We start from the raw sequence: 20,330 nt of genomic DNA, 5'->3' as shown, positions 1-20,330 counted from the left end.
GTGATTGACGCGCTGGCAAGCGATGTGGCCGTGACCTGGCTCGGCGCGGCCGGCTGCGGGCTCTACCTGCATTTCCTGTGGAACCGGCGCGACGCCGGCGCCGGCACGGGCCTGTTCCTGTTCGGCGTACTGACCGCGCTGCTGGCGGTGCGGGGCTTCGCCTGGCTGTTCGGCGGCACGTGGCTGGCGCAGCTGGTGTTCGCCGCGGCCACGCTGCTGCCGATGGCGATGACGCTGTTCGCCGAGCAGCTGTTGCGGCGGCACCATCCGCTGTGGCTGAAGGGGCTGGCGCTGGGCGTGTCGGCGCTGTTCTTCACCCTCAACCTGTTCACGGACCTGGCCGGCAATACCCGGCTGCTGCTGGCCTTCCTGGGTTGCCTTGCCGTGGTCACGGCCAGCAATGGCTGGTTGCTGCTGTGGCTGCGCGACGCCGACCTGTCGGCCAACGAGGCGCGCCTGGCGCGCGCCGTGGTCGTGGTGGTGGTGCTGGCGCTGCCGCTTGCCGCCACCGATTTCCGCGAAGAGCTGGGCCAGGTGCCGGTGCGCCTTGGCGCGCTGGGGGCGCTGGCGTTCGTCTATGTGTTCCTGCACCTGTCGGAATCGCAGCGAGTGGTGCGCGGGCTGCTGGCGCACATGGCCGCCGCACTGGTGTTCGCGGCGGTGCTGGCCGGCGTGATGGCGCTGGCCACGCACGGCCCCGGCCCGGGCTTTGCCGAGGCCGGCCTGCGCGGCATGCCGGTGGCCATGGCGTGGGTGCTGCTGACCGCCATCTTCGTGCGCATCCGCGCGGTGTCGCTGGCGGGCGATGGCAGTGCCTTCCTGCGCTGGCTGCTGCACGCCCGGCTCGATACCCCGGAGGGCTTCCTGCATTCGCTCAAGCGCCTGCCGCAGACCGCCGACCACGTGGTGCTGGGTGAAGCGGAGCTGAGGGGCTATGCGCTGGACGCGCTGTTCGAGATCGCCGGCAGGCGGCGCGAGCCGGTGTCGATCGGCGAAGCGAGATCATGGGCCGCGATCGGCGCCGACCATCCGGCCGCAAGCCAAACCGGCCATCGCATCGAGGCCGCGGAGCAGCTCGCAGACCTGCTCGCGCGCCACGAGATGACGCATGCGCTGCTGGTCACGCGCCAGCCCGCGCAGGTGGTGCTGCTGAACCTGCCGCAAGGCGCCAACGCGGCCATCGGCGAGCTGCGCGCCGCGGTGATCCTGCGGCTGGCGCGCCATCTCGGCCAGCGCGAGGCCGCATGACGCTCACCCTGCGCGAAGGCGATTTCGATGCGTTCTTCGAGGCGCCGTTTGCCTGCTATGGCCACGCGACACATTTCGTCTCGCCGATGAAGGCAGACCTGGCACGCGCGCTGGATGCGGCGAAGAACCCGCTGTTCCGGCACTTTGCTCGGCGCACCTGGTTCACCGCGCATCGCGAGGGGCGCATCGTGGGCCGGGTCCTGGCGCATGTCCACGATGCCGCCAACCAGCGCTTCGGGCAGCAACGCGGCTATTTCGGCCTGTTCGACTGCATCGACGACGTGGCGGTAGCGCAGGCGCTGCTGGATGCGGCTGCGGGCTGGGCCAGGCGGCAGGGCTGCGACGAACTGGCCGGCAACTTCAACCTGACCATCACGCAGATGATCGGCATCGTCACCGATGGCTTCGAGCATGCGCCCTACACCTACCAGGAATACACGCCGCCGCATATCGCCAGGCTGCTCGCGGCATGCGGCTTCGAGCCGTTCTTTCCGATGCGCACCTTCGAGCTCGACGTGCGCGGCTGCGATCCGGGGCTACTGATCGGTGACAAGCAGCGCGCGCTGCTAAGCGACCCGGCCTGGCAGTTCACGCCGATCCGCCGGCGCGGCTTCGAGCAACGCCTGCGCCAGGCCTGCGCGGTGCTGAACGACGGCTTTGCCGACAACCCGATGTTTGTGCCGCTGACCGAAGAGGAATTCCTGTATCCCTGCGCCGGCATGATGTGGATCATCGACCAGCGGCTGTCGTATCTCGCCAGTTGCAACGGCGAGCCGGTCGGGGTGCTGTTGTGCGTGCCGGACCTGAACCCGTTCCTGCGCGCCACCGGCTTCCGGCTGAAGCTGGCGACGCTGTGGCACCTGCTCCGCTTCCGCGCCGGCCGCAAGCGCGCGGCCATCATCTTTTTCTCGGTGCGGCGGGATTTCCACGGGCTTGGCGTCAATGGCATGATGCTGCATCACCTGCTGGCCGCGATGCGCGGGGCCGGCTACACGCATCTGGGGATCAGCTGGATCTCGGACGCGAACGGCGCCAGCCTCCGGCAGATGGAAAAGATCGGCCAGCCCGCTGCATCGGCTGAACCTGTTCAGGAAGGCGATCTAGCGACATGCTTACCCGCGCCCAGCAACTCATCCTGGCGGCACAGGCCGGCCGCGCGCCCAGCGCGCACAATATCCAGCCTGCACGCTGGCGCTTTGCGGGCGACCGGGTGGAACTGCTGGAGGATCCCGCCCGCTGGCTGGCGGTGGGCGATCCCACCGGACGCGACAACCAGATCGCGCTGGGGATGGCGTGGGAAGGCATGGCGCTGGCGCTGTCGGCCATCGGTGTGGGATTGGCGCGGCCCGAGGTGCGCGCCCTGTCCTATCCTTGCACGTCACCTGCCTTGCGCATCGCGGCCTCTGCGACCATGGCGACCGGAGCGCAGGCCGACGCGCTCGCCGTGCAGGTCGACCAGCGCCGTGCCTATCGGGGCAAATTCCGTGGCGCGAGTTCGTCGCAGCGCATCGCGCTGGCGCAATGCGTTGCCGCGCACGCCGTCCACGTCATGCCCGCCAGGGAGCACAGCAGCGCCGAGATCGCGCGATGGTACGACGAGGCCGCGGCGGCGGCATTCGAGATGCCGGGCTTCGCCGCAGAGCTCTACCGCTGGCTGCGCTTGTCGCCGGACCATCCGCAGTGGCCGCGCGATGGGCTGTCGGCACCGTGCATGGCGTTGTCGCGCTGGGAGGCCTGGGGCGCGTCGATTGTGCTGCGGCCCGGCGTGGTGCGATGGCTGTCCGCGCTTTCGCTGACCGGCATGCTGGCCGCCGAGAGCGCCAAGATACGCAGCGCGGCCGGGATCGTGCTGATCCATGCCGGCCCCGAGGTCTCGAACTTCGACATCGGCCGGCACTGGTACCGGTTCTGGCTGGCCATGACCGCGCACGGCCTGGCCGGCGTGCCGATGTCGGCGTTGGCGGATTCGCCCGGCCATGCGGCGGTGCTGGCGGAAAGCCAGCGATTGCCGCGCGGCAACCGGCTGGTCAACGTGATGCGCTTCGGGCCCGCGCCGCCGGGCGTGGCGCAGAGCGCGCGGCTGCCCGCGCACGAACTGCTACTGGATGACTGACGCGGCCTAGAGCAGTTTCAGGAATTCCAGCAGCGCGTCCTTGTCGTCTTCCGCCAGCGTCGAAAACTCCCGCTCATGGCCGCGGTTGCTGCGCCCGGCCGTCGCGGTGTCGTAGCGCATCGGCGCGGACCACGGCTGGTAGCCCGCGGGATAGGCCCAGTCACGTTGCGCATCTGGCTGCCCGGCAATGCCCAGCTTGCGGTAGTCAAGCGCATGTCCGCCCACCCAGAAGCGCGCGGGCCGCGCCTGCGGATGCATCAGGTGCCACAGCGTCGGCACCGAGCCGTTATGCAGGTAGGGCGCCGTCGCCCACAGCCCGGACAGGATCGGCGCGACATAGCCGCCGGTGTTGGCGGCGTCGATATGCCTGCCGAGCTCGGAGCGCGCGATCGCACGCAACAGGTCCGCATCGATGGCTTGCCAGCGCGTCGGGTCGGTGCCGAGGTCGGCCTGCGCAACTAGCCGGTTGGGGAAGCTCAGCAGACGCGGGCGTTGCGCATCGTCGCTGTAGCGGCCGTGGCATTGCGCGCAGTTGGCGGCGTAGACGGCACGGCCGCGCGCGGCGCGGGCCAGGTCGATCGGCCCTGGGAATGGCGGCGGCGTGTAGTCCGCCAGGAAGCGCATGACGTCTGCCACCGGCGCAATCGCGCGGCCGGCGCGGGCGGGCGGCATGCCCATGGTCGGCACGGTAAAGAAGGCGACGATCGGCGCGAGGCGCGCGGCATCGCCGGTCGCCTCGGGCGAGGCCGGGCCGAAACGCGCCGTACCCTTGCCGGCATAGACGCCGTCATACAGCAGCGAGGTGCGCAGGCTGCGCTGGCCCAGTTCCGGGATCGAGGTGGCGCCGCTGGCCGCAGTGCCGGCGGCCAGCAGGTGGAACTGGAACTTGAGCGCGGCGACGCCGTTGGTGCTGCCGGGCGCCCCGTTGCTGAACGGCAGCGGCGCATCGCCGTTCGCCTCCAGTTCGGCCACGCGCCTGACCAGCCGCGGCCAGACGAACTTGCGCAGCGTATGCAGCTCCTGCGCGCTGGTGTCGGGATAGAGCTGCGTGACGGCCGCCAGCAGCGCCTGCGGATCGGCGCGGACGCGCTTGACCGCCTGATAGACCGCGGCGACGAAGGCATCGAGGTTGAGCGAGGTATTCGGCAGCCCGAGCCAGATGTTGTGTTCGGGATGCCCGTCGGCGCCGTAGGTGACGCCGGCATGGCAGGCGGCACAGCCCAGGTTGGATACCTCCAGCCGGATCGTGGGCACCTCGCGGCCGATCATGCCGCTGACCACGCCCAGCGGCTTGTCGAAGCGGGGTTGCTGTGCGCCAGGCCAGTTGAGGACCGCGTCGGGATAGACAAAGCCGAATTCGCGCAGTGCCCGGCGCAGGCGCTCCGGCGTGACCGGTGCATCGGGATTGCCCGCGACCAGCAGCGCCGCGGTGGCCAGCTTCCACGGCAGTGCATTGGTTTCCAGCGTGTCCGTGCTGAGGCCGCCGAAATCGTCGAAGACGAAGCGCATCGCGCCGATGGCGGCATCGGCATCGGCATGGGCGCTGCCGGCGCGGAAGTCCCGCATCACGGCGGATTCGCCTTCCGCATAGCCGCGCAGGAAATCGCATCCTGACAGCAGGCACAGCAGCAGGCCCAGCAGCAGGCCAAGGGAAAGCAAGCGCTCCAGCCCGATCGCCAGTCCGATGCCCAAGGCCACCGATGCGGAAATGATCAAGGGGTCCATGCCATGTGCCCGAGGTTGCGGTCGTCGTGAAGCCTGGCGGATGCCTGTGACGACAGTATCGGTGCACGCGGCGATTTGCGCACCCCCCGTGCAGGGCCGTGAAGGGCCCGCACGGGGCTTCAGGGCGCGGCGACCATGACCACGTGCGCCTGCATCGGGCCGGCCAGCGGCCCGTTGCCGTAGGCCCGGACCAGCGCCCGCTCGCAGTGTTCGGTCGCGCGCGCCAGGGCGTCCGGCCCGCGCGCTTCCAGCTCGGTGCGCAGCGGCGTGCCCTGGCAGAACGCCGTGGCGGCGATGCGCGCGGTGGCTGCGTGGCTGGTTTCGGTGACGGTCTCGAATACCGCGCCGGCCGTGAACCCGCCGCTGCGCAGGTCCTGCTCGACGGCGGCCTGGCTGTGGTAACCGTGCGGGATGCGCACCATGAAATCGGGCGGCGCCTCGGGGAAAAGCGTGGCGAGCGCCGCGGTGATATCGCGGGCAAAGGCGTTGAACGCGATCCGGTCCCACACGTTGAACACCAGCGTGCCGCCTGGCACCAGCACGCGGCGGGCCTCGGCGAAGGCCCTGCCCTTGTCGGGGAAGAACATCGCGCCGAACTGGCACGCGACCAGGTCGAAGCTGGCGTCGTCGAACGGCAGCTGCATCGCGTCGGCCTCGCGCCATTGCACCGGGCGCGCGGTGCCCGCGGCTTGCGCGCGCGCCAGCATCGGTGCATTGAGGTCGGTGGCGACCACCAGGGTGTCCGCCGGCAGGCGCTCGGCCAGCTCCCGCGTCAGCGCTCCGGTGCCGGCGGCCAGCTCCAGCACCCGGTGCGGCCGCAGCGCGGCGATGCGCCGCCCCAGGTCGGCGGCATAGGGCGCAAAGATCATCGGCACCATCAGGGCCTCGTAGACCTCGGCAATCGCCCCGGCAAAGACCTTGTCCTGCTGCTGCATGCCCATGGCGCCGTCCTCCCCTTGCCTGCCCGGCCGCGAAGTCGCCGGGGTCGCCTGACTGGGTGTAGGACACATCGCCGCGAATGTAAACCGGGCCTGCCAGAACGTCTTGCTCGATAGGGACTTCGACATAAAAACGGCGTCAAAAGACGCCGTGATCGTATTGAAATGGGGTAAATGCGCATGTCTGCGCAAGGCGCGAATCTTGCGAGAATGGCCTCGTCAGACTCCCGCGACGGAACTTCGGGGTCATCGCATGAACCGTGGCGCCGTCGATTGCAAAAAGTACAGACCAGGGCATCCCGATGATCCGGATCGGCATCTCAGGCTGGCGCTATGCCGGCTGGCGCGGCGTGTTCTATCCCGAGGGGCTGGCGCAGCGGCGCGAGCTCGAATACGCGTCGCGCGCGGTCGAGACCATCGAGATCAACGGCTCGCACTACGCGCTGCAGACGCCGAAAAGCTATCGCGCCTGGCATGAGGCCACGCCGCCAGGCTTTGTCTTCAGCGTCAAGGGCCCGCGCTACCTGACCCACATGCTGCGCTTTCGCGACGACTCGGCGCGGCCGGCGATGGCCAATTTCTTTGCCTCCGGCTTGCTGGCGCTGGAGGAAAAGCTGGGGCCGGTGCTGTGGCAGTTTCCGCCCAACTTCGGCTTCGATCCCGAGCGCATGGAACGCTTCCTGTCCCTGATCCCGCACGATACGCACAGCGCCCGCGAGCTGGCGCGCCAGCACAACCGCAACGTCAGGGAGCCGTGGTGCGAGACCCGGCGCCGGCGCCCGATCCGGCATGCGGTGGAAATCCGCCACGCCAGCTTCTGCACGCCCGAGTTCCCGGCCCTGCTGCGCCGGCACCGGGTTGCGCTGGTCATCTCGGATGCCGTCGCAGACTGGCCCTATGCCGAGGACGTCACCAGCAATTTCCTGTACCTGCGCCTGCATGGCACCGAGACGCTGTATGGCGGCGCCTATTCCGACGCGGCACTGGACCGCTGGGCCGCGCGGCTGGTCAAGTGGGCCAATGGCGGCGAGCCCGCGGACGCCCGCCGGATCTCGCCGAAACGCCCCCGCGCCGCCGCGCATCGGGACATCTTCTGCTATTTCGATAACGACAAGAAGGTCAAGGCCCCGTTCGATGCGCAGCGGCTGCGTGCGCGCATCGAGGAGAAATAGGCAGCGATACCGCGCTGGCGGCGGGCTCCGCTCAATCGCGGATGCGCGGCATCCAGCCGCTGCCGCGCGTGCGCGGGTCTACCGGCAGTTGCCGCTGCAGCGCCGCCTTGGCCAGCATATGGGCGCTGATCGGCGCCGTCAAAAACAGGAACGCGGTCACCAGCAGCTCATGCAGGGTGGCGTCGCCGCGGAAGCTGAAATACGCTACCGAGGCCAGCACCACGCCGCCCACGCCCAGCGTGGTCGACTTGGTCGGTCCATGCAGGCGCATGAAGAAATCCGGCAGCCGGAACAGGCCGATGGCCCCCACCAGCATGAACACGCTGCCCACCAGCAGCAGCGCGCAGACGATGAATTCGGCAACGGGATGCAGCATGGGCCGGCCTCCTAATATTCGATGATATCGCCGCGCTGCAGGTATTTCGACAGCGCTACGGTGGCGACGAAGCCCATCACCGCAATCAGCAGCGCCGCCTCGAAGAACACCGCCGAGTCCAGGCTGATGCCCAGCACCACGATCAGCGCGATGGCGTTGATGTTGAGCGTGTCGAGCGCGACGATGCGATCAGGCAGGCTGGGCCCGCGCAGCAGCCGGCCCAGCGTCAGCAGGAAGGCCAGGCCAAGGATGGCCAGGCAGACCGGAATCACGATGGCAAGCATTGGAAGATCTCCTTGAGCGGGGCTTCATAGCGCGACTTGATCAGCTCGACCAGCGCGGCTTCTTCCTCGAGGTCGAGCACATGGACCAGCAAGGCGCGGCGGTCGTCGCTCAGTTCGGCGCACAGCGTGCCGGGGCTGAGCGAGACGATGCTGATCAGCGCGGTGGTGGCGAGTTCATGCTCGACATCGAGCGGCACCACGATAAATGCCGGGCGCAGCCGCGCGGTGCGTCCCAGCACCATCACCGCCACTTCCAGGTTGGCCTTGACGATATCGATCAGCACATGGCAGCTCAGGCGCAGGATCAGGTCCGGGCGCGACAGGCGGAAAGCCCCCAGCACCAGCCAGCGGTCGGCCAGCCGGCCGATGGCCCAGCCCAGCGCCGCGCCCAGCAGCCAGTGGCCCAACGCAATGCTCTGCGCCAGCATCAGCCACATCAGCATCAGGATCAGGCTCAGCCAGGGATGGGGCAGCAGACGACGCAACATGGCCTACCCCCGCGCGCCGGGCAGCACCGCCCGCAGATAGGCGGCGCGGTCCAGCAGTTGCGCGGCGGCGTCCGCCACGTAATCGCTGACCGGACCCGCGCCGACGGTCAGCGCCAGGTTGCCCGCCAGCAGCAGCATGCAGCAGGCCAGCTTGCGCGCGTCGGGCCGCACCCGCAGGCGCGCCGCGCCGGGATGGTCTTCGTCCAGGTATTCGGGGCCTTCGGCGACGCGCTGCGCCTCATGCGGCAGGCGCCACAACAGCCGCGTGCCGGTACGCGACACGGCGATCAGCAGCAGCAGGCTCGAGCCCAGCACCGCCGGCCACAGCACCGGCATCCACGGCGCCGGCGTGGCGCGCAGGATCATGGCCTTGCCGAGGAAGCCCGACAGCGGCGGCAGGCCCACCGCCGCGACCATGCCCACCAGGTACAGCAGCCCCGCCAGGCGCGAGGCAATGACCGGCGCGCCGTCGGTGCGCGCGGCTTCGGGCTCGAGCGCATCGGCCAGCAGGAACAGCGCGGCGGTGCACAGCGTGGTGCTGAGCAGATAGTACAGCGCCGCGGCCCAGCCGGCCTGGCTTTGCATCGACACGCACGCCGCCAGCAGCCCGACCGACGCCACCACCAGGTAGCTGGTGGTGGCGCGCAGCGCCTTCGCGGCCAGCGCGCCCAGCGCCCCGACCGCCAGCGTGGCCAGCGCCAGCGCGAACACCCAGTCGTGCAGGAACGGCCCCAGCAGCCCCTGCGCGCCGCCGAAGATCAGCGCATCGCAACGCAGCATGGCATAGATGCCGACCTTGGTCATGATGGCGAACAGCGCCGCCACCGGCCCGGTTGCGCTGGCATAGGCGCGCGGCAGCCAGAAGTACAGCGGGAACAGCGCCGCCTTGAGCCCGAACACCAGCATCAGCATCGCGCCCGCGGCCACCGCCAGCGGCAGGTCCTGCGCCGGCAGCCCGGCCAGGCGCAGGCCCAGGTGCGCCATGTTGAGCGTGCCTGAGAGCCCGTACAGCACGCCGATCGCGACCAGGAAGAACGACGACGCCACCAGGTTCAGCATCACGTAGTGCAGGCCGGCGCCGACGCGCGCGCGCCCTGCCCCGTGCACCAGCAGCGCGTAGGAAGCGATCAGCAGGATCTCGAAGAAGACGAACAGGTTGAACAGGTCGCCCGCCAGGAACGCGCCGTTCAGGCCCATCAGCTGGAACTGGAACAGCGCGTGGAAATGCCGCCCCTGGCGCGCCGTGCCCTCGCCCGCCGCGGCCAGCGCGGCCACCGCCAGCAGCGCGGTCAGCGCCAGCATCATCGCGCCGGTGCGGTCCAGCTGCAGCACGATGCCGAACGGCGCGCTCCAGTTGCCCATGGCATAGACCGCGATATCGCCGCCGGCCGCATGGCGCAGCAGCAGCACCGCCACCGGCACCAGCAGCAGAGTCGCCACCGCGCTGGCCAGGCGCTGCGCGTGCAGCCGCTGGGCCGGCATCGCCGTCAGCAGCGCGCCGGCGAACATCGGGACCAGGATGGGCAGCAGCACGGCATGGTTCATGGCCGCGGCTCCTTGTCACCAGCGTTGCCGCCCGCGGCGGCGTGGCCGTCGCGCGACTCCGGCTGGCCGGCGGCGTCGACATGGTCGCTGCCGGTCAGCCCGAGCGAGCGCAGCGCCAGCACCACCGCGAACGCGGTCATGCCGAAAGCAATGACGATGGCGGTCAGCACCAGTGCCTGCGGCAGCGGATCGGCATAGCTGGCTCCCGGCGCGATCACCGGCGGCTGGCCGATCGACAGGCGCCCCATGCCGAGCAGGAACAGGCTGACCGCATACGACAGCAGCGTCAGCCCCAGCACCACCGTGAACACGCGCTCGCGCAGCAGCAGGTAGATGCCCGCGGCGGTCAGGATGCCGATGGCGATGGCGTAGAGCGCGGCCATCAGTCGTCCTCCGTGGCCTGTGCCGGCGGCAGATTGCGGACGCCCAGGTGAGACACGATCACCAGCGTGGTTCCGGTCACGGTGCAGAACACTCCCAGGTCGAAGATCATGGCGGTGGCCAGCTCCACCTCGCCGATGCCGGGCAGGTGGAAGTGGCCGAAGGCGGTGGTCAGGAACGGATGGCCGAAGGCCAGGCTGCCCAGGCCGGTCAGCCCCGCCAGCAGGATGCCGGCGCCGGCGATGGCGCGGTAATCCGGCGCGATGCGCGCTTCGGTCCAGCGCACGCCGTTGGCGACGTATTGCAGCAGCAGCGCCACCGAAGTGATCAGCGCCGCGATGAAGCCACCGCCCGGCTGGTTGTGCCCGCGCAGCAGGATAAAGGCCGCCACCAGCAGCGTCAGCGGCAGCATCAGCCGCGCCAGCATCGCCAGCAGCAGCGGATGCGCCTGGCTGGTCCACGGCAGGCCATCCGGCGCCGCCGACGGGGTCGGCAGGCGCATGCCCCTGAGCAGGGCCTGCACCGCCAGCCCGGCGACCAGCAGCACGCAGATCTCGCCGAGCGTGTCGAAGCCGCGGAAGTCGACCAGCAGCACGTTGACCACGTTGTGCCCGCCGCCACCCGGCACCGCCTGCTCGACGTAGAACGTCGACACCGGGTCATACGGCCGCGTCATCACCGCGTAGGCCGCCACTGCCAGCAGCGTGCCGCCGCCCAGCGCCAGCACGGCGTCGCGCACGCGGCGGCCGGCGCGCGGGCGGTGGTGCGGGTTGTCGTGAGTTTCGCGCGGCAGGTAGAACAGCGCCAGCACCAGCAGCAGGATGGTCACCACCTCGACCGAGATCTGGGTCAGCGCCAGGTCGGGCGCCGAGAAGCGCAGGAAGACCAGCGACACCATCAGCCCGCAGCCGCTCAGCAGCACCAGCGCCAGCAGCCGCTGCCGGTGCGTCGCCACCACGGCGATCGCGCACAACGCCAGCAAGGCCAGCGTGGCGGTGCCGATCGGATCGATGGCGCCGGCCGGCACGCTGCCGGACAGCGCCGCCAGGTCGGCCAGGAAATAGGCCGGCAGCGCCAGCATCGCCAGCAGCATCCAGGCGATATAGGTTGGCAGCGAGCCGTCTTCGAGCCAGCGCGTGACCGCTGCGGCAAAGCGTTCCAGCGCGCGCATGCCGTGTTCGAACGAGCGCCGCGCGCTCAGGTGCTCGATCGCCTGCTGCCAGCGCCGCAGCGCGTCGCGGCGCAGGAAGAACAGGGTCGCGCCGCCCGCCATCGACACCAGGCTCATCATCAGCGGCAGGTTGACCCCGTGCCACAGGTTCAGGCTGTATTCTGGCAGCGGCGCGCGCAGCGTCGCCAGCGACGCGGCCGCGAGCAGGTCGCCGACGGTGTAGGCCGGCACCAGCCCGACCACCAGGCAGATCACCACCAGGAATTCCACCGGCACCTTCATGAAGCGCGGCGGCTCGTGCGGCGGATAGTTGGGCAGGTCGGGCCGGCCCCCGCCGAAGAACACGCCGTAGATAAAGCGCAGCGAGTACGCCATGGTCAGCGCGCCGGCCATGGTCGCCGCGGCCGGGATCACCCAGTTGAACTCGCCCAGCAGCCCCTGCGCCAGGGTCTCGCCGAAGAACATTTCCTTGCTGAGGAAGCCGTTGAACAGCGGCACGCCCGCCATCGACAGCGACGCCACGATCGCCAGCACCGCGGTATGCGGCATATAGCGGGCCAGGCCACGCAGGCGGTCCAGGTCGCGCGTGCCGGTTTCATGGTCGATGATGCCGGCGGCCATGAACAGCGAAGCCTTGAACACCGCGTGGTTGATGATGTGGAAGATCGCCGCCACCGTGCTGAGCTGGGTATCGAGGCCGAACAGCAGCGTGATCAGCCCCAGGTGGCTGATGGTGGAATACGCCAGCAGGCCCTTCAGGTCCCGCTGCAGCAGCGCCAGGCCGGCGCCGACGATCAGCGTGGCCAGCCCCGTCATGCTGACCAGGTAGAACCAGCTGTTGGTGCCGTCCAGCACCGGATAGAGCCGCGCCAGCAGGAACACGCCAGCCTTGACCATGGTGGCCGAGTGCAGGTAGGCCGAGACCGGCGTGGGCGCGGCCATCGCGTGCGGCAGCCAGAAGCTGAACGGAAACTGGGCCGACTTGGTGAACACCGCCAGCAGCACCAGCACCAGCATCGGCAGGTACAGCGGGTGGTGCTGGACCTTGCCGGCCTGCGCCAGCACCACCGACAGCTCGAAGCTGCCGCAGATATGGCCCAGCAGCAGCACCCCCGCCAGCAGCGCCAGCCCGCCGCCGCCGGTCACCGCCAGCGCCATGCGCGCGCCCTGGCGCGCATCGGCGCGCCACGACCAGAAGCCGATCAGCAGGAACGACAGGATGCTGGTCAGCTCCCAGAACACCACCAGCAACAGCAGGTTGCCCGCCAGCACCACGCCCAGCATCGCCGCCATGAACAGCAGCAGCAGGCAGAAGAAGCGCACCGCCGACTCATTGCGCGCCAGGTAGTAGCGCGCATACAGGATCACCAGCAGGCCCACGCCCAGCACCAGCAGCGCGAACAGGAAGGCGAGCCCGTCGAGGCGCAGCGACAGGTCCAGCCCGAGCGCGGGCAGCCACGCCACGCGCCAGCCCAGCGCGTGCCCCGGCTGCGCGAAGACCTCGCCGCGCAGGCTCAGCAGCAGCATCAGCGCGGCCAGCGGCAGGCCGATGATGACCGGCGCCAGCAGCCGCGGGGCACGCGTGCCGATCAGCCACGCCAGCGCCGCGGCCAGCAGCGGCAGCGCAATCAGCAGCGGCAGCGCCATGCGCGCCCCTTCAGCCGTTGCCGGGGCCAGGGGCCGGCAGGTGACAGCCGGCCTTGCGGCGCAGGGTCAGCCGGGTCGCCGGTGGGGCGCAGTGTCGGAGTCGGAGTGTCGGGGCGGTGGTCATGATGTGGCAGATCTCGGTGGGCGATTGCGGCCGCTACTGTCCGGATTCTGCCGGCATTGCGCCGGCTGTGCCAGTCAATTGGCGCGATTTGCAAAAAAAATCATCGTATCGCGCAAGGAACCGGAGGCGTGTCGCGATAGGCAGGCCGCACCCGCGCCAGGTCATCCGGGCTGCCATGCGAGAGGCCCGCACAGCAAGTTGTAAGATGGCGGAACCACCGCGCCCCACGTCCCCAACCTTCCGGAGCCACCACCCATGAGCGACGCGCTTTGCCTTGCCAGCGCAGCCGAACTGCAGCAGCGCATCCGGCGCAAGGAGATTTCACCGGTCGAGCTGACCGCGGCCGTGCTGGAGCGCGCGGCCCGGCTGCAGCCCGCGCTGAACTGCCTGATCACGCTGTGCGCGGACGAGGCCATGGCCGCGGCGCGCGCGGCCGAAGCGCAGCTGATGTCCGGCGCGCCGCTGGGCGCGCTGCACGGCATTCCCTTCACGGTGAAGGACATCGTCAACACCGCGGGCGTGCGCACCACCTTTGGCGCAGTGCCGATGCGCGACCACGTGCCCGCCGAAGACGCCGTGGCGGTGGCGCGGCTGCGCGCGCAGGGCGCGATCCTGGTCGGCAAGACCACCACGCCGGAATTCGGCTCCAAGTGCCTGACCGATGCGCCGCTGTTCGGCCGCACCCGCAATGCCTGGCACGCCGGGCGCACCAGCGGCGGCTCCAGCGGCGGCGCGGCGGTGGCGGTGGCGAGCGGCATCGCCCCGCTGGCGGTGGCCACCGACGGCGGCGGCTCGACCCGCATCCCGGCCGCGTGCAATGGCGTGGTCGGGATCAAGCAAAGCCAGGGCGTGGTGCCGCACAGCCAGGCCCAGGACCTGTTCGGCAACCAGACCTACGTGACCCCGACCACGCGCACGGTGGCGGACACCGGCCTGATGCTGCAGGCCATGGCCGGCGAGCACGCCTGCGATCCGTGGTCGATCGGCGTGCCCGTGCCCGACTACGTCGACGCCGCGCGGCCGCACGGCGATCTGCGCGGCCGCCGCATCCGCTGTTGCCTGGCGCCGCCGGGGCGGCCGGTGGCCGCCGACGTGGCGCGCGCGTTCGAGGTCAGCCTGGCGCAGCTGCGCGGGCTCGGCGCGGAACTGGAGCCGTTCAGCGGCGATGGCTTCGACATCGAGCCGGTCTGGCGCACCATCAACCATACGGTATGGCGCACGCGCTTTGCGCCGATCGTGGCGCAGCACCGCGACGCGCTGAGCCCCACCTTCGTGCGCCAGGTCGAATCCGCCGCCGCGTTCACCGCGGTGGAATACCAGCAGGCCATGTTCGCGCGCTCCCAGCTGTTTCTGCGCGTGCAGGCGCTGCTGGCGGATGCCGACTGGCTCGCCATGCCCACGCTCACGCGCACCGCGCTGCCGCTGGAGCAGGACCTGTTCGGCCAGATCGAGATCGACGGCCAGGCCTGCCCCGATGTGCGCGCAAGCTGGTTCCCGTGGACCATGCCGTTCAACCTGACCGGCCATCCCGCCATCAGCCTGCCGTGCGGCTTTGGCCAGGACGGCCTGCCGGTCGGCCTGCAGCTGGTGGGACGAATCCGCGGCGATGCCGCGCTGCTGCGCGCCGCCGCCCTGTTCGAAGCCGTCCACGACTTCACCGGCCACTGGCCCGCCCTGCCCTGACCACCTTACCCCATGACCTGCCGACTGCCATGACCCCATTCTTCCGACCGAAGCGCCGCTTGCTGGCGCTGGCCGCTGCCGCCGCCACCGCCCTTGCCGTTGCCGCGCCAGCCAACGCGGCCGAGCCCGAGCCGATGCATATCATCGTCGGCTATGCCCCTGGCGGCGCCGCCGACAGCCTGGCGCGCCTGTATGCCGAGCAGTTGCGCCAGGACGGCCACGGCACCGTGGTGGTCGAGAACCGCCCCGGCGCCTCGGCGCGGCTTGCGCTCGACTACGTGAAGCGCGCCAGGCCGGACGGCAAGACCGTGTTCATCGGCCCATCGCCGCTGTTCACCATCTTCCCGCTGACCTACAAGAAACTGTCGTACGACGCCGACAAGGACCTGTTGCCCGCGGCGGTGCTGACCGACGTGCCGACCGCGGTCATGACCGGCGTGCAGCAGCCGTACCAGAACATGAAGGAGTATGTCGGCTGGGCCAGGCGCAACCCCGGCAACGCCAGCCTCGGCCTGGCCACCATCGGCAGCGCCGGCCATCTGGGCACGGTGGCGCTGGGCAAGGCCGAAGGCATCGCCATCACGCCGGCGGCGTACCGCGGGGCGTCGCCGATGCTGGTCGACGTGGTCAGCGGCAATGTGTCGATCGGCTGGGACGCGGTGGCCAGCATGATGCCGTTGTACAAGGGCGGCAAGCTGCGCTTCCTCGGCGTCAGCGGCGCGCGCCGCGCCAAGGCGCTGCCCGAGGTGCCCACCATGAAGGAACAGGGCTTCAGCCAGTATGAGCACGCCACCAGCTGGTACGGCGTGTTCGTGCCCGCCGGCACCCAGCCGGACGTGCTGGCGCAGGTGGAGAAGATGTTCCTGGCCGCATCGGCCAACCCCGCCACCGCGGCGAAGCTGGAGGCGCTGGGCCTGGAAGTGGTGGCGCGCCCCGGGCAGGAGGGCCGCCGCCGCATCCAGATCGAGCGCGCCGCGTGGAAGCCGATCGTCGAGGCGACCGGCTTCCAGGCCGAGGACTGAACCCCGCGCGGCCCTCGGCCATGCTCAGGGCCTGGGCCGCACCATCAGGTTGAGCGGCACGTGCTGCGCCGGCAGGTAGACCAGCCCGGTCTGCGGGTTGAACGACATCGGATGCCGGTTATGCGCGCCGTACGGGCCGGGGATCGAGTCATAGGCCTTGTCGGCGGCCCGCGCCTCGGGCCGTTCGATCGGGCGGCCGCCGGCGTCGTAACCGGTGGCCCGCTTGACGTCGACGAAGTTCTTTGCCGAGATGAACTTGCCGTTGGTGCGGTCGATGGCGGCGTCGAGCGCGATCAGTCGGCCATCGTAGGCGGCGACGAACACCTTGCCCTGGTACAGCGCCACGCCGCGGTTGACCACGTCGCAGCAGCCGCGATAGCGGAGCGCACGGTCGACCTTGGGCTAACGCGAAGCCGCTGGCACGGCCGGGTCACCGCCATCAATATCCAGCGGATATCGACCTGCAAGAAATGAATATTGGACGCTGCTGACCACCGTCGCTTAGCCTTGGCCCCAGGACAGACCCCCGCATTCCTACCCGGAGCCCCCGACATGAGCCAGTTTCTTCTCTACGCACAGCAGGACCACATCGTCACCCTGACCATGAACGAGCCCGAGCGGCGCAACCCGCTTACCGGCAATACCGCGGTGGCGGAGTTCCTGGCGGCGATCGAGCGCATCCATGCCGACCGCAGCGTGCGCGCGGTGGTGATCACCGGCGCCGGCACGGCGTTCTCGTCGGGCGGCAACATCAAGGACATGGAGCGCCAGGCCTCAGGCACGGTGCCGGGCATGGAGATCCGCCAGGACTACCGCCGCGGCATCCAGCGCCTGCCGCTGGCGCTGTTCAACCTGGAAGTGCCGGTGATCGCGGCGGTCAACGGCGCGGCCATGGGCGCGGGGCTGGACCTGGCCTGCATGTGCGATATCCGCATTGCCTCGGAACGCGCGCAGTTCGCCGAGTCCTTCGTCAAGCTGGGCATCATTCCCGGCGATGGCGGCGCGTGGCTGCTGCCGCGCGTGATCGGCCTGTCGCGGGCGGCCGAGATGACCTTCACCGGCCAGCCGATCGACGCCAGGCTGGCGCTCGAATGGAACCTGGTGTCGCGCGTGGTGGCGCCCGACGCGCTGCTGCCCACGGCCTATGAACTGGCCGGCCGCATCGCCGCCAATCCGCCGCACGCGGTGCGGCTGGCCAAGCGCCTGATGCGCGAAGCCATGCATACCCGGCTGGATACGCTGCTGGAACTATCGGCCGGCTTCCAGGCGCTGTCGCACCAGACCGCCGACCACCGCGAAGCGGTGCAGGCCTTCCTCGACAAGCGCACGCCGGTGTTTACCGGGAACTGAAGCGACAGCTGAAACGCCGTGGCGGCCCTAGCCTGCCACGCCCAGCGCGCCTTCGACATTGCGCACCAGGCTGACCAGGCGCGGGCCGATATCTTCCTCCAGTTGCTTGCTCTGCTGGCTGAACACCGGCACCGACGCGGCGAAGATCCACGCCTCGCCGTCGCGGCGCGTGCGCAGCGGCACGGCCACCGATTCCACTTCGCGGTGCAGGTCGCGATGGCCGCGGCAGAAGCCGTGCTCCTGCAGGTCGCGCGCGGCATCGGCCAGGCGCGCCTGCAGCCAGTCGGCGCGCGGCGGGTCGGTGGCGCGCAGCTGGGCCAGGTAGGCCTCGCGCTCGGACTCGTCCAGGCGCAGCAGGTACGCGCGGCCCGAGCCGGTGCGCGTGGCCGACACGCGCGTGCCCACCTCTGGCCGGAACACATGGCTGCCGACGCCCTGCGCGATCTCGACATAGGTCAGCGCATGGCCGCTGCCGACGATCAGCTCGACCTGCCCGGCAATATGGTCGGCGAGCTCCTGCATCGCCGGCCGCGCCAGCTGGCGGATGGTCATGCGCGCCAGCGCCGGCGCCGCCAGGTTGATCAGCCCGACGCCGGGCACATAGCGCGACAGCCGTTCCGAGTAATGCAGCAGGCCCAGCCCGCACAGCGTGTCGAGCAGCCGGAACAGGGTCGGTTTTGCCAGCCCGGTGCGTTCCATCAGTTCCCGGCTGCTCAGTTCCTGCACCGTCGGCGAAAAGCAGTTGAGGATCGAAACACCGCGCGCCAACGCGCTGACAAGGCGCGCCTCGCCGTCGGCGTCGGCGGATGCGGGGGCCACGGAGGCATGTGGAGCATTAGTCATCGCAGGGCCTGGATCTGGAGTTTTTTGATACTCGTGTCTCAAAACCCGGATGTTGCCCTTCGCCTTTTCGAAAGTCAAACCAGGCTTTTAACGTTTACATGGCGGTTTTCCGACGCCAGAATCCCAATTCATCGTATCGGACGATCACTTTTCGATACAGACGTCTCAATATCCCTAGCACGACTCGCAACGCTCAGCTTTCTCAGGAGACTTCGCATGCAACAAGCCGTCATCGTCGACGCCATCCGCAGCCCGATGGGCCGCTCCAAGCCGGGCTCGGCCTTTACCGAACTCCATGCCACCGAACTGCTGGCGCAGGTGCTCAAGGCGCTGGTCGAGCGCAACCAGCTTGATCCCGGGCTGGTCGACGACGTCATCACCGGCTGCGTGACACAGGCGGGCGAGCAGTCCGCCGGCCCCGGCCGGGTGGCGTGGCTGGCGGCGGGGTTCCCCGAGCACGTGCCGGCCACCACCATCGACCGCAAGTGCGGCTCCAGCCAGCAGGCGGTGCACTTCGCCGCGCAGGGCATCATGGCCGGCGCCTATGACATCGTCATCGCCTGTGGCATCGAGTCGATGAGCCGGGTGCCGATGGGTTCGGCGCGCATCGGCCAGAACCCGTATGGCCCGTCGATGGAAGCGCGCTATGCGCCCGGCCTGGTGTCGCAGGGCGTGGCGGCCGAGCTGGTCGCCGCCAGGTACGAGCTGTCGCGCGAGCAGATGGACAGCTACTCGGCCCGCTCGCACGAACTGGCCGCCGCCGCGCGCGCAAGCGGCGCGTTCCGCCGCGAGATCGTGGGCATCAGCACCCCCAACGGCGTGGTCGAGCACGACGAGACCATCCGTCCGGGCACCTCGGTGGAGAAGCTGGGCACGCTGCAGGCGTCGTTCCGCAATGACGAGCTGAGCGCGCGCTTCCCGCAGATCGGCTGGAACGTCACCGCCGGCAATGCCTCGCAGATCAGCGACGGCGCCGCCGCGATGCTGCTGATGAGCGAGGCGATGGCGCAGCGCCTGGGTTTGAAGCCGCGCGCGCGCTTCGTCGCGTTCGACGTCTGCGGCGACGATCCGATCGCGATGCTGACCGCCCCTATCCCCGCCAGCCAGCGTGCCATCAAGAAGAGCGGCCTGAAGCTGGAGCAGATCGACCACTACGAAATCAACGAAGCCTTTGCCTGCGTGCCGCTGGCCTGGCAGCGCGCGCTCGGCGCCGACCCGGCGCGCCTGAACCCGCGCGGCGGCGCGATCGCGCTGGGCCATCCGCTGGGCGCCTCGGGCGTGCGGCTGATGACCACCATGCTGCATGCGCTGGAAGACAGCGGCCAGCGCTATGGCCTGCAGTCGATGTGCGAAGCCGGCGGCATGGCCAACGCCACCATCATCGAGCGCCTGTAAGCGGCGCCCTGCCCCATTCCGCCATCCCGATCCCCCATCAAGGAGACTCACCATGAAACTGACCAACATGTCCGCCGTCGTCACCGGCGGCGCTTCCGGCCTGGGCCTGGCCTGCGTGCGGCGCCTGGTGGAGCGCGGCGTCGACGTGGTCATCGCCGACCTGTCGGAAGAGCGCGGCAACGCCGTGGTCGACGAGTTCGGCGGCAAGGTCCGCTTCGTCAAGGCCGACGTGACCGACACCGACCAGATGAACGCGGTCTACGACGCCGCCGAGGCCGTTGCGCCGCTGCGCGCGCTGGTCCATTGCGCCGGCCTGGGCGGCCCGGTGCGCGTGGTCGAGAAGGACGGCTCGCCGGGCTCGCTGGAGAAGTACGAGTCGATCGTGCGCATCAACCTGATCGGCACCTTCAACGCGCTGCGCCTGGGCGCCGCGCGCATGGCCAGGAACGAGCTGGTCGACGGCGAACGCGGCGCCTGCGTGCTGACCGCGTCGGTGGCCGCCTACGAGGGCCAGATCGGCCAGATTCCCTATGCCTCGGCCAAGGCCGGCATCGTCGGCATGACGCTGGTGGCCGCGCGCGACCTGGCGCAACGCGCGATCCGCGTCTGCACCATCGCCCCGGGGCTGTTCGACACCCCGCTGCTGGCCAAGCTGCCGGAGAACGTGCGCGTCTCGCTCGGCGCCATGGTGCCGCACCCGGCGCGCCTGGGCGCGCCCGACGAATACGCCTCGACCGCGCTGCACATCCTCGAGAACCCCATGCTCAACGGCGAGACCATCCGCCTGGACGGCGCCATCCGCATGGCACCGCGCTGAACCGGCCG

The 20,330-nt window shown here is 69.9% G+C and carries 18 protein-coding genes and 1 pseudogene; 9 read left to right on the top strand and 10 right to left on the bottom strand.

Annotated features, from left to right (window positions below):
- Genes MKD50_RS27390 through MKD50_RS27380 form a run of 3 tightly spaced genes read left to right on the top strand, consistent with a single transcriptional unit; the run spans window position 1 to window position 3,361 of the window.
- Window positions 1-1,248, top strand: coding sequence for a hypothetical protein (locus tag MKD50_RS27390; protein WP_252669522.1), 1,248 nt, complete (start codon window positions 1-3; stop codon window positions 1,246-1,248).
- Window positions 1,245-3,044 carry a GNAT family N-acetyltransferase gene (locus MKD50_RS27385; protein WP_252669521.1) on the top strand — a complete coding sequence of 600 codons (1,800 nt, stop codon included), beginning with the start codon at window positions 1,245-1,247 and terminating at the stop codon, window positions 3,042-3,044. Before MKD50_RS27390 ends, MKD50_RS27385 begins: the two co-directional genes overlap by 4 nt.
- On the top strand, window positions 3,017-3,361 hold the full coding sequence (locus MKD50_RS27380) for a hypothetical protein (protein WP_252669519.1): 345 nt from the start codon (window positions 3,017-3,019) through the stop codon (window positions 3,359-3,361). Before MKD50_RS27385 ends, MKD50_RS27380 begins: the two co-directional genes overlap by 28 nt.
- A 6-nt stretch (window positions 3,362-3,367) precedes the next feature.
- Here MKD50_RS27380 and MKD50_RS27375 read toward each other — a convergent pair whose 3' ends face one another.
- Together MKD50_RS27375 and MKD50_RS27370 are read right to left on the bottom strand one after the other, a co-directional pair.
- Window positions 3,368-5,086 (bottom strand): c-type cytochrome, encoded by a 1,719-nt coding sequence (locus MKD50_RS27375; RefSeq protein WP_252669517.1) that lies wholly within the window; start codon window positions 5,084-5,086, stop codon window positions 3,368-3,370.
- Between the two features lie 119 nt (window positions 5,087-5,205).
- A complete protein-coding gene (locus MKD50_RS27370; protein WP_252669515.1) occupies window positions 5,206-6,027 on the bottom strand; it encodes a class I SAM-dependent methyltransferase in 822 nt (273 codons plus the stop codon).
- A 299-nt stretch (window positions 6,028-6,326) separates the two neighbouring features.
- Here MKD50_RS27370 and MKD50_RS27365 point away from each other — a divergent pair, with 299 nt between their 5' ends.
- Window positions 6,327-7,196, top strand: a complete 870-nt coding sequence (locus tag MKD50_RS27365) for a DUF72 domain-containing protein (protein WP_252669513.1) — start codon at window positions 6,327-6,329, stop codon at window positions 7,194-7,196.
- A 31-nt stretch (window positions 7,197-7,227) separates the two neighbouring features.
- Here MKD50_RS27365 and MKD50_RS27360 read toward each other — a convergent pair whose 3' ends face one another.
- From MKD50_RS27360 to MKD50_RS27335, 6 genes are read right to left on the bottom strand one after another with little or no spacing between them, the layout of a single operon-like run.
- Window positions 7,228-7,572: a Na+/H+ antiporter subunit G gene (locus MKD50_RS27360; RefSeq protein WP_062799472.1), complete on the bottom strand. Its 345-nt coding sequence runs from the start codon at window positions 7,570-7,572 to the stop codon at window positions 7,228-7,230.
- Window positions 7,573-7,583: 11 nt separating this feature from the next.
- Complete coding sequence (locus tag MKD50_RS27355) at window positions 7,584-7,856, bottom strand: K+/H+ antiporter subunit F (protein ID WP_025586311.1); 273 nt, start codon at window positions 7,854-7,856, stop codon at window positions 7,584-7,586.
- The gene (locus MKD50_RS27350) at window positions 7,841-8,344 is read right to left on the bottom strand and encodes a Na+/H+ antiporter subunit E (protein ID WP_240074560.1); all 504 of its coding nucleotides are present in this window, start codon (window positions 8,342-8,344) and stop codon (window positions 7,841-7,843) included. Before MKD50_RS27350 ends, MKD50_RS27355 begins: the two co-directional genes overlap by 16 nt.
- 3 nt (window positions 8,345-8,347) lie before the next feature.
- Window positions 8,348-9,889, bottom strand: coding sequence for a monovalent cation/H+ antiporter subunit D (locus tag MKD50_RS27345; protein WP_252669511.1), 1,542 nt, complete (start codon window positions 9,887-9,889; stop codon window positions 8,348-8,350).
- On the bottom strand, window positions 9,886-10,272 hold the full coding sequence (locus tag MKD50_RS27340; RefSeq protein ID WP_115703141.1) for a Na+/H+ antiporter subunit C: 387 nt from the start codon (window positions 10,270-10,272) through the stop codon (window positions 9,886-9,888). Before MKD50_RS27340 ends, MKD50_RS27345 begins: the two co-directional genes overlap by 4 nt.
- Window positions 10,272-13,088 carry a monovalent cation/H+ antiporter subunit A gene (locus tag MKD50_RS27335; protein ID WP_252669509.1) on the bottom strand — a complete coding sequence of 939 codons (2,817 nt, stop codon included), beginning with the start codon at window positions 13,086-13,088 and terminating at the stop codon, window positions 10,272-10,274. The genes MKD50_RS27340 and MKD50_RS27335 overlap by 1 nt, the downstream gene beginning before the upstream one ends.
- 379 nt (window positions 13,089-13,467) lie before the next feature.
- Here MKD50_RS27335 and MKD50_RS27330 point away from each other — a divergent pair, with 379 nt between their 5' ends.
- Entirely contained in the window at window positions 13,468-14,895 is a 1,428-nt protein-coding gene (locus MKD50_RS27330) for an amidase (protein WP_252669507.1), read from the top strand.
- Between the two features lie 29 nt (window positions 14,896-14,924).
- On the top strand, window positions 14,925-15,917 hold the full coding sequence (locus MKD50_RS27325; RefSeq protein WP_252669505.1) for a tripartite tricarboxylate transporter substrate-binding protein: 993 nt from the start codon (window positions 14,925-14,927) through the stop codon (window positions 15,915-15,917).
- A gap of 42 nt (window positions 15,918-15,959) precedes the next feature.
- Here MKD50_RS27325 and MKD50_RS27320 read toward each other — a convergent pair.
- Window positions 15,960-16,193: pseudogene (locus MKD50_RS27320) on the bottom strand (PQQ-dependent dehydrogenase, methanol/ethanol family); the annotation flags it as partial.
- Between the two features lie 276 nt (window positions 16,194-16,469).
- Between MKD50_RS27320 and MKD50_RS27315 the strand changes: the two are divergent.
- Window positions 16,470-17,267: a crotonase/enoyl-CoA hydratase family protein gene (locus tag MKD50_RS27315; protein WP_115703146.1), complete on the top strand. Its 798-nt coding sequence runs from the start codon at window positions 16,470-16,472 to the stop codon at window positions 17,265-17,267.
- A 27-nt stretch (window positions 17,268-17,294) separates the two neighbouring features.
- Here MKD50_RS27315 and MKD50_RS27310 read toward each other — a convergent pair whose 3' ends face one another.
- On the bottom strand, window positions 17,295-18,110 hold the full coding sequence (locus MKD50_RS27310; protein ID WP_252669503.1) for an IclR family transcriptional regulator: 816 nt from the start codon (window positions 18,108-18,110) through the stop codon (window positions 17,295-17,297).
- Between the two features lie 216 nt (window positions 18,111-18,326).
- Between MKD50_RS27310 and MKD50_RS27305 the strand changes: the two genes are divergently transcribed.
- Together MKD50_RS27305 and MKD50_RS27300 are read left to right on the top strand one after the other, a co-directional pair.
- Window positions 18,327-19,505 carry a thiolase family protein gene (locus MKD50_RS27305; protein WP_252669501.1) on the top strand — a complete coding sequence of 393 codons (1,179 nt, stop codon included), beginning with the start codon at window positions 18,327-18,329 and terminating at the stop codon, window positions 19,503-19,505.
- A gap of 52 nt (window positions 19,506-19,557) precedes the next feature.
- Window positions 19,558-20,322, top strand: a complete 765-nt coding sequence (locus tag MKD50_RS27300; RefSeq protein WP_252669499.1) for an SDR family NAD(P)-dependent oxidoreductase — start codon at window positions 19,558-19,560, stop codon at window positions 20,320-20,322.
- Window positions 20,323-20,330 lie beyond the last annotated feature (8 nt).

The organism is Cupriavidus mimosae (assembly GCF_023952485.1).
Taxonomy (GTDB): domain Bacteria; phylum Pseudomonadota; class Gammaproteobacteria; order Burkholderiales; family Burkholderiaceae; genus Cupriavidus; species Cupriavidus taiwanensis_C.
The sequence above is the reverse complement of the archived record's forward strand: the minus strand, read 5'-3'. Positions and strand labels throughout refer to the sequence as shown.

Excerpts from the sequence above, each read along its gene's own strand:
- MKD50_RS27330 (WP_252669507.1), top strand. The coding sequence starts at position 13,468 with ATGAGCGACGCGCTTTGCCTTGCCAGCGCAGCCGAACTGCAGCAGCGC.
- MKD50_RS27340 (WP_115703141.1), bottom strand. The coding sequence starts at position 10,272 with ATGGCCGCGCTCTACGCCATCGCCATCGGCATCCTGACCGCCGCGGGC.
- MKD50_RS27325 (WP_252669505.1), top strand. The coding sequence starts at position 14,925 with ATGACCCCATTCTTCCGACCGAAGCGCCGCTTGCTGGCGCTGGCCGCT.
- MKD50_RS27360 (WP_062799472.1), bottom strand. The coding sequence starts at position 7,572 with ATGCTGCATCCCGTTGCCGAATTCATCGTCTGCGCGCTGCTGCTGGTG.
- MKD50_RS27365 (WP_252669513.1), top strand. The coding sequence starts at position 6,327 with ATGATCCGGATCGGCATCTCAGGCTGGCGCTATGCCGGCTGGCGCGGC.
- MKD50_RS27315 (WP_115703146.1), top strand. The coding sequence starts at position 16,470 with ATGAGCCAGTTTCTTCTCTACGCACAGCAGGACCACATCGTCACCCTG.
- MKD50_RS27350 (WP_240074560.1), bottom strand. The coding sequence starts at position 8,344 with ATGTTGCGTCGTCTGCTGCCCCATCCCTGGCTGAGCCTGATCCTGATG.
- MKD50_RS27355 (WP_025586311.1), bottom strand. The coding sequence starts at position 7,856 with ATGCTTGCCATCGTGATTCCGGTCTGCCTGGCCATCCTTGGCCTGGCC.
- MKD50_RS27385 (WP_252669521.1), top strand. The coding sequence starts at position 1,245 with ATGACGCTCACCCTGCGCGAAGGCGATTTCGATGCGTTCTTCGAGGCG.
- MKD50_RS27375 (WP_252669517.1), bottom strand. The coding sequence starts at position 5,086 with ATGGACCCCTTGATCATTTCCGCATCGGTGGCCTTGGGCATCGGACTG.
- MKD50_RS27310 (WP_252669503.1), bottom strand. The coding sequence starts at position 18,110 with ATGACTAATGCTCCACATGCCTCCGTGGCCCCCGCATCCGCCGACGCC.
- MKD50_RS27345 (WP_252669511.1), bottom strand. The coding sequence starts at position 9,889 with ATGAACCATGCCGTGCTGCTGCCCATCCTGGTCCCGATGTTCGCCGGC.
- MKD50_RS27305 (WP_252669501.1), top strand. The coding sequence starts at position 18,327 with ATGCAACAAGCCGTCATCGTCGACGCCATCCGCAGCCCGATGGGCCGC.
- MKD50_RS27335 (WP_252669509.1), bottom strand. The coding sequence starts at position 13,088 with ATGGCGCTGCCGCTGCTGATTGCGCTGCCGCTGCTGGCCGCGGCGCTG.
- MKD50_RS27300 (WP_252669499.1), top strand. The coding sequence starts at position 19,558 with ATGAAACTGACCAACATGTCCGCCGTCGTCACCGGCGGCGCTTCCGGC.
- MKD50_RS27370 (WP_252669515.1), bottom strand. The coding sequence starts at position 6,027 with ATGGGCATGCAGCAGCAGGACAAGGTCTTTGCCGGGGCGATTGCCGAG.